The organism is Micromonospora sp. CNZ297 (genome assembly GCF_007827625.1).
In genome coordinates this window covers 191,101-197,883 of record NZ_VISU01000011.1, presented here as the reverse complement: position 1 = coordinate 197,883, position 6,783 = coordinate 191,101, and the positions used below count along the sequence as shown (strand labels likewise).

Below are 6,783 nucleotides of genomic sequence, written 5' to 3'. Positions count from 1 at the left end.
TTGGTCGATTGCTGTCTTACCGGGAGCCTCGTCCTACCTGGACACCGGCCTCCCACACCGCCCGTGACCTGCGCCGTCACGATGAAAATGGCTCATTTCGTTAGGAGCTCTAAGAGACGGAGCGGCGCGACGGGCGTCGGCGGGAGCAGAGCGAGGTGCAGTGGAAGACATCAGCTGGGGGTGGATCGCCACGGCGGTCATCGTCAACCTCACCGGGCTGGCTGGCCTGTGGATCCGCGCTCGGTGGCGTGCCCGCGCCGAGAAAGCCCGCGGTGACTCTCTCATCGCGATCGCCGAGGCACTGCCCGGCGGCGGCCGGCTGCGCGACCAGCGTGCCGACGGGTCGTGCACCACACTGACGGTGCCCGTTGCCGCTGGCCAGGGAGCCCGTCGTGGATGAACGAACTGCCGACCAGGCGAACCGCCCAGAAGCCAAGCAGCTCCTCGGGATCGTGAATCAGTTCAGGGGTCTCAACAGCGACGTTCCCCCGGCGCTCACCGAAGCGGTAGCGGTCGTCGACCGGCGCCAGATCGTCGAGGAGTTCAGCGCCTTCTACCGCGACTATGCAACCCGCCTGGCGGCCTTCCTGATCAGCATCGGCGTGCCCCAGTCCGACGCTCTGGACATCATGCAGGAGACGATGCACAAGGCGTACCAGCGTTGGTGCAGGATCGAGCACCCGAAGGCATGGGTGAAAGCGACCGCGTCCAAGGCCTATGCCGAGCGCCTCGCCAAGCTGGACCCGGTGCCAGTCGAGGACATCGCCGATCGGCTGCCAGCCGTCCCAAGCGGCGCCGACGTCGCCGACACCAAACACGCCATCCTCACGGCGCTGCGGCAGCTGCCGATGCGGCAGCGGCAGGTGCTCGCCTGGTCGTTCGAGGGCCACACGCCAGCAGAGATCGCCGACCAGTTGCGCATGACCGCCGAGGCGGTCCGCAGCAGTCTCTACAAGGGCCGCAAAAAGCTCGACGAGCTTCTGGGCGGCGACCAGTGAGCGAGGGGGCGATCATGAACGACAACGCCACGGAGGCCCTGGACCAGCTCACTGCGGCTGCTCGCGCCGAGCTGGACGACATTCAGCGCCGGATCAAGGCGACATGGGACGTTGAGGCGGGTCTCCGGGAAATCCTTCTTGATGAGCACTACCACCGATTCACCGAACAGCCCGTGAGCGGATTCGACGTTGAGACTGGCTTGGCCGCCGTGCTCGCCGGCGACGCCCACCACGACACCCCGGATAATGTCGACAGCACCCCCTTTGTTCGGCACGATGCTCTGATCAATCAGCTCTTCGCCCACGCCCACGCTGATGTCCTGAGGCCTCCGCAGGAGACCACCTTCGACCGGGTACGCCGCATCGGGCACGAGGTGAAGCAAACCGCAGCGATCCTCGTCCTGCAGGCGATCGAGGGGCTCCTACCCGACGACGACGGTCTCAAGGGACAGCTGGCACAGGCGATGATTCATGGAAACTTGCTCACCGCGCTGGCCGACGACCTCGCGGACGGGCTGGTAGGACTGAAGGACGCCCTCCAGGTGGTAACCGAGGCGGCCGACGTGCTGATGGCGACCTACGAGACTCTGATTGACCTGCGGACCACGCGCAGGACGAAGGGCGGGGGCGCAGTTCAGCCACCGGCGACCAGAGCCAAGGTCCTTGATCTGGCGATCGCCGTGAGCAGGCTGCAGCAGCCGATCAGGCGCCTGTTCGATCCGTCGGAGGAAACGGTGGGTTCGCTGCTCTGACCGGCCGGAGCGGGAAGGCATGCCCCGCTCCGGCCGATCCCGGCTACCCGACCTCGAAGCCCTTGCTGGCGTCCCTGTCAGGGGCGCTACATAGGTGTCGCCGTCCTCCCAATCGGCGGCCCAGTCGTCCATGCTGCTGGTGTGGTCCTGCACCGCCTCCAGGGCGCTCCGCGTCCTCGACGAGTGCTGTGCTCGATCGAGCCATTCGAAGAGCTCACCGAAAAGCGCGGTGCCTCTTGATTCTCCGTGGCCCAGCGAGAACCATGACCTACTCGGGCTCCGGCGGCGGCGGGTCGGCGAGGTCAGGGGAATCCATGGCGCGCCCACGGGATCCGGGCTGTCCGACGAGAACTGGCCCATACCACACAGAGCAGCTGCTAGTTCCTGCTTGAGGGCTTGTCGCCGGCGGTACCGCCGGTCTGCCGGGCACCAGGCTTGCCCGGGACGGGCGGTGTGGTCGCGGGTGAACGCAGCGGCGACCGAGAGCACCTTCCTGCCGGTGGCGGGGTCGATGCGGGCTTCTCGCTCCTGCCGCGCCCGTGCGGCGCGGGCGACCAACTGCTGGTGCTCGTCGCGCGGCAGTAGCAGTTCGGAATCGTGGCGGCGGCCACGCAGGCGCTTGACCTCAGCGCGCTGGGCGAGGGTTTAGCGAGCGGCATGGCCGGCCGATAAGGCCCCGCCCGTCTGGTTGCGGCATGGCCTGCCGGGGCCCGCCAGGCACCTGGACACGTCAGAGCCCGGACCTGCTCGATGGTGACCCTCACGTCCGGGGTATAGCGCCCTCGCCACTCGGTCGGCTTGGCCTTGCGCACCCCGCCCCGGTTCGCCCCGGCGCCGCCGGCCGCGCCACCCGAGCCCCCCGGCTTCGGTACCTTCCCGCCGGCCGGGATACCCAGCACCTCGCGCCACACCGCAACGGTCCCGCCGCGGCTCGCCGCCCGCTGCTTCTTCCCCTTGCTCACCCCGCGCAGCGTACGGCTCGACCAGCCCGTGACGGTGCTACGACGCGTCAGCCGCGCACCTGCAGCGTGCCGGGCTTCCATCGGCGGCAGCAAAGGTTGCGGAACCGTGCATCCAGCCCCACTCGGATGGCCTGACCGGCAGAGTTCTAGCCTGCCGGAGTGGTGGACGAGGAGGCGCGACCGGAGTTCAGGCAGTGGTACGACCGGGTGCTCGACGTTGGCCTGGCCGGCAACCAGGCATTCTTCGGCCGTGACGTGCTGGCAGGCCTGGTGCAGGGAATCCGGGACTTCCGGGAACACCGCCAGCAGCGGTGGCAGCAGTACCGCGGGCACGGGACCACGCTGCTGGGCTGCGCGATGTGGATGGACGACCCAGAGCTGCTCGACGAGCTCGATGCGTTGGAGGCGGCCTGCGTGGTGGTCAGCAAGCAGTCCCGTGACAAGCACGTGCAGCCGCCGGACCTGCCGTACAAGCTGCGCCGCCTGGACGACCTCAACGCCCGCACGCCCGGCCTCCCGGTCTGTTACTTCCCTCCGCTGGAGCAGCTGACCTCCCTGGTGGACGGCAAGGCCCCGGTGATCGGGCCCGGGTGGTCACTGCCGGACCGGGATGAGGTGATCCCCACCGTACGGACGATCGGCTTCCGCAAGGGCGCGGGCACCAACGGCTCGATGCCGCCGATCCTGCACGCCAAGCTCGCGCTGCTCGGCCGCCTCTGGGAGCACGACGAGGACGACTTCGGGCCGGCCGACGTCACCGCGTTCACGCCGAAGCGGCTGTGGATCGGATCGGCAAACTTCACTGCATCGTCACGGCGCAGCCTCGAGTTCGGCTTCTGGACCGAGGACCCGGTGCTGCTGCGCGGCGCCGAGGAGTTCCTGCTGGACCTGATCGGCAACTCCGAGGGCATCGACCCGGACGCCGACGTGCACATGCCAGAGCGGGTGCTGCCAGACTACGACGACGCGGCCATGGCGGAGGCGGCGGCCGAGCTACGGTTCGCCGACCTCGACGACGACTGACGGATCCGCGCACGACGGGCCTCAAGCGGGGCACGAGCCCGGGAGCCACCCAGGACCAGCATCGTCCTGGCCATACCAGAGCCGGCGCGTTGGGCCGGAACAGAGGGACGAGGACGAGATCCCACCAGCGGCGCGTCTGGTCGAACAGCCCGTCGAGGTCGTCGTGGCGGGCGGGTAAGAGCTGCTGCATCTCGCGGATCACGTCCCCGGAGATCCGGTCGAATCCGCCGGTAGCCTCGTCGAGCCGTCGACGGGCAGCGGCGATCTTGTCGACGGCGCCGTCCTTGTAGCCCGTGTCAGCCGGCCGCGGTCGGCTGACACCCGGACGTCCGACCGCCGGCGGCAGAGCACGCTGCTCCTGCCGGGCGGCGGCAACCGCGCCCTTCGCCTGGCTGACGGCGACGCGGCCGTGCAGATCGGCGGCCTCGGAGTCGCGGGTTGTGACCAGCGCGTCGAGGTCCGGCCGGGTCGTGGTGACAGAGGGCCACACGACCCCGTCGTCACCGATCCCGGTGTCGGCTGGTTGGACGTGCTCAGCTTCGTACAGCCCGAACGAGCTCAAGTCAGGCGGAGAGGCATGGGTGGACCGCTGCACAGGTATCGGCCTTACTTCGGTCGATTCCGTCCTCCCTCAGGCACGGCCCTGACCCCAGGGCACACAGGTCGCTCACATCGACCCGCATAAGGCTGTGTGGTGGCACATGGGTCGCTGCGCTTTCGATCTCTGGTGCCCGCCGCTGGAAATCATCTGCCTTCTGCAACGTCGTCGAACTCGTCTCGCCGGCCGAGCGTACTGAGATCTGAGATTGAGCGTTCTGCAAGTCGCGAGGACGCCTGCGGCTCGAAATCACTTTCGGCCATGTCGATTCGTTCCGCCAAGTATCGTTCTGCGTCGTCGAGCAACGAACCAATCCGCGGGTCGCCCGAAAACTCCCGCCTGTAGGCGGCGATTGCGTCCTTGGCTTTTGAGTACCGGTGTTCTGGTTCGACATCATCCGAGTAACCGTCGCCCGACATGTCAATTTCGTATTCAAGGTTTGGCAGGACCTCGTCACGAATGCGTTCAAGCAGATCTTCACGCTCAGTGTCGGTGAAAAGCCGACAGACCGGCTCTTTCACCCACCCACTGTCGAGCATATCGAGGGCCAGCTCCTCAAGTCGCTCGACCGCCTTCCTGCGGACCGATTCAGGTAGCGCCCCTGCCTCCTGCATCCGGCCAAGGACCCGTGGCTCCCAGTGGGCGTCGATATATCCACCGAATCGCGTCAGGTGATCGAGATCCTGCTCGTGCTGTGCTGCCCACGCGCGCAAGAAGGCCGGTGAGCACCTGTTCAACAAGAACTCAGCAAATGGGTTAGTGAAGGACACTGTAGTTGCAGCCGGGACAGTCACTCGAGGGATAACACGCGCGTACAGGCTGGCGGGCACACGGACGAGCGTGCCCCGTGTGGGTGCGCCGCCGCAGTCGACCTGCTGCAACAACTCGTCGTTATCAAGGCCATCAAGAAATACGCTTACGGCGTTAACATCTTCGGCGATGACAGCGGCGAACCCCTCACGGATTGTCGGGTGACGAAATCGCCAGACCGGGTCGCCGTGCGTGTCGGCAGCCTGTCGTAGGAACGTGGTGTCCAGTGTTGGGAAAGCGCGCAAGACGTCGTGTTCAGTTGCGCCGAGCCGAGTCACGGCCTCCGCAAGCGCTGGTGTGAAGTGGACCGGCGCTGGGAGTTGGTTACCTGAGAGGTAGACGCACGCGAGTGCCGCACGGGGGCCGGGCTCCAGCTGGCGGAGGACATCACTCAGGAACGCAACCGGACGCTCGACGTACCGGACAAGGTCGTCTTCGGTGGTCAGACGTATACGGCGGGTGAAGGCACGCCACGCGAGGCGGCGGGCGACTTCTGGCTGGAACCGCGCGACCGCTGCGGCGCGACGCAAATGAGGACGCCACTGTTCGAGGATCTGCCGGGGTTGGTCACCCGCACGAAGGTGGTTATAGAGAATCTGCCGTTTCTCCGCGGCCGTAAGGTCCGTGACGTCGATGACCACCTTGCGTTCCCGAAGCCGTGGGTAAGAGTACTCCTTTAGGTAGGGTCGAGCGTCGCGATAGATGTAGTCGCGGCTGGTCAGAATCACGCGAGCACCCTGACCCACGGCCGTCATCACCTGATCCATCCGGCGCGACCAACCGTCGGTGAGGGCCGCATCGTGGCGAATGCCACCGAAGGCGTCATCGACCCAGAACAGTTGGCGAGGTTCGTCCGGATCCCACGCGGCGACAAGTTCATCCGCTGAGTCGACCCGGCGGACGCTGCACCCCCAGTTGTCAAGAGCGGCCATCGCAAGCGTCGCCGCGATTGTCGACTTGCCGCACGCCGGCTCGCCCAGTAATAGAACAAACCCGTGTTCGGCCACCGCGTCTGCGGCACGTCGGTACGCCTCCGTCGGCACGAATGTCGCGAGGTCCGCCTCCAGCCGACTCAATAAGGCGCGAGCTTGGCGCAGGCGCCGGTCGTCCAGGATCTTGCCGAGATCGCCCAGCCCATAAACGCGCGGCACATACCGTCGAAGGTCTGGACGCTGACTGATTTGCTGGCAAACCCATCGACCGTCGAGGACAAGGCACTGCTGCACACCATAGGTGTGGAGTTGTTCCTTCAGCCATGCCTCTGTCTGCCCCGTAACCGCGAGGTTAGTAAGGAGTAGATAGGCGTCACACAGGCCCCGTGCTCGCAGCTTCCTGACCTTGGCGATCTCGTCTTTGAGCATCGACGGCGTGAGCGTCCCGGAACCGTGAACGCTGAACTTGCACTGCGCGACTGTCGCGGTGCTCGCGCCGATCCCCGACAGCCCGATCGTCGCCTGAGTTGCCCAATGACCATGGAAAGCGCCGTCACGGCCGGCATCGTTGCTATCGGCGAATGTGTGGAATGTCTGCCCGAGAACGTGCTGCAAGATCACCGCACACAGATCCTGGAAGGCGCGCCAACCCAGCTTGTGCAAGTCGTAGTCGAGGAGGGCCACGTCGCCATCATCCCGTACCGGCTT

At 66.4% G+C, this 6,783-nt stretch carries 5 protein-coding genes; 4 read left to right on the top strand and 1 reads right to left on the bottom strand.

Annotated elements, in window-relative coordinates:
• The first annotated feature begins 160 nt into the window (after positions 1-160).
• From FB454_RS20680 to FB454_RS20665, 4 genes are all read left to right on the top strand, one after another.
• On the top strand, positions 161-400 hold the full coding sequence (locus FB454_RS20680) for a hypothetical protein (RefSeq protein ID WP_041799071.1): 240 nt from the start codon (positions 161-163) through the stop codon (positions 398-400).
• Complete coding sequence (locus tag FB454_RS20675) at positions 393-998, top strand: sigma-70 family RNA polymerase sigma factor (RefSeq protein ID WP_013287278.1); 606 nt, start codon at positions 393-395, stop codon at positions 996-998. The genes FB454_RS20680 and FB454_RS20675 overlap by 8 nt, the downstream gene beginning before the upstream one ends.
• A 14-nt stretch (positions 999-1,012) precedes the next feature.
• Entirely contained in the window at positions 1,013-1,750 is a 738-nt protein-coding gene (locus FB454_RS20670; protein ID WP_013287279.1) for a hypothetical protein, read from the top strand.
• 1,121 nt (positions 1,751-2,871) lie between these two features.
• The gene (locus FB454_RS20665) at positions 2,872-3,735 is read left to right on the top strand and encodes a hypothetical protein (protein WP_013287280.1); all 864 of its coding nucleotides are present in this window, start codon (positions 2,872-2,874) and stop codon (positions 3,733-3,735) included.
• 744 nt (positions 3,736-4,479) lie between these two features.
• Here FB454_RS20665 and FB454_RS20660 read toward each other — a convergent pair.
• Positions 4,480-6,759 (bottom strand): nSTAND3 domain-containing NTPase, encoded by a 2,280-nt coding sequence (locus FB454_RS20660; RefSeq protein ID WP_486485435.1) that lies wholly within the window; start codon positions 6,757-6,759, stop codon positions 4,480-4,482.
• Positions 6,760-6,783 lie beyond the last annotated feature (24 nt).

What these genes read in the sequence shown, in the direction of transcription:
- FB454_RS20670 (WP_013287279.1), top strand. Translation starts at nt 1,013, where the DNA reads ATGAACGACAACGCCACGGAGGCCCTGGACCAGCTCACTGCGGCTGCT.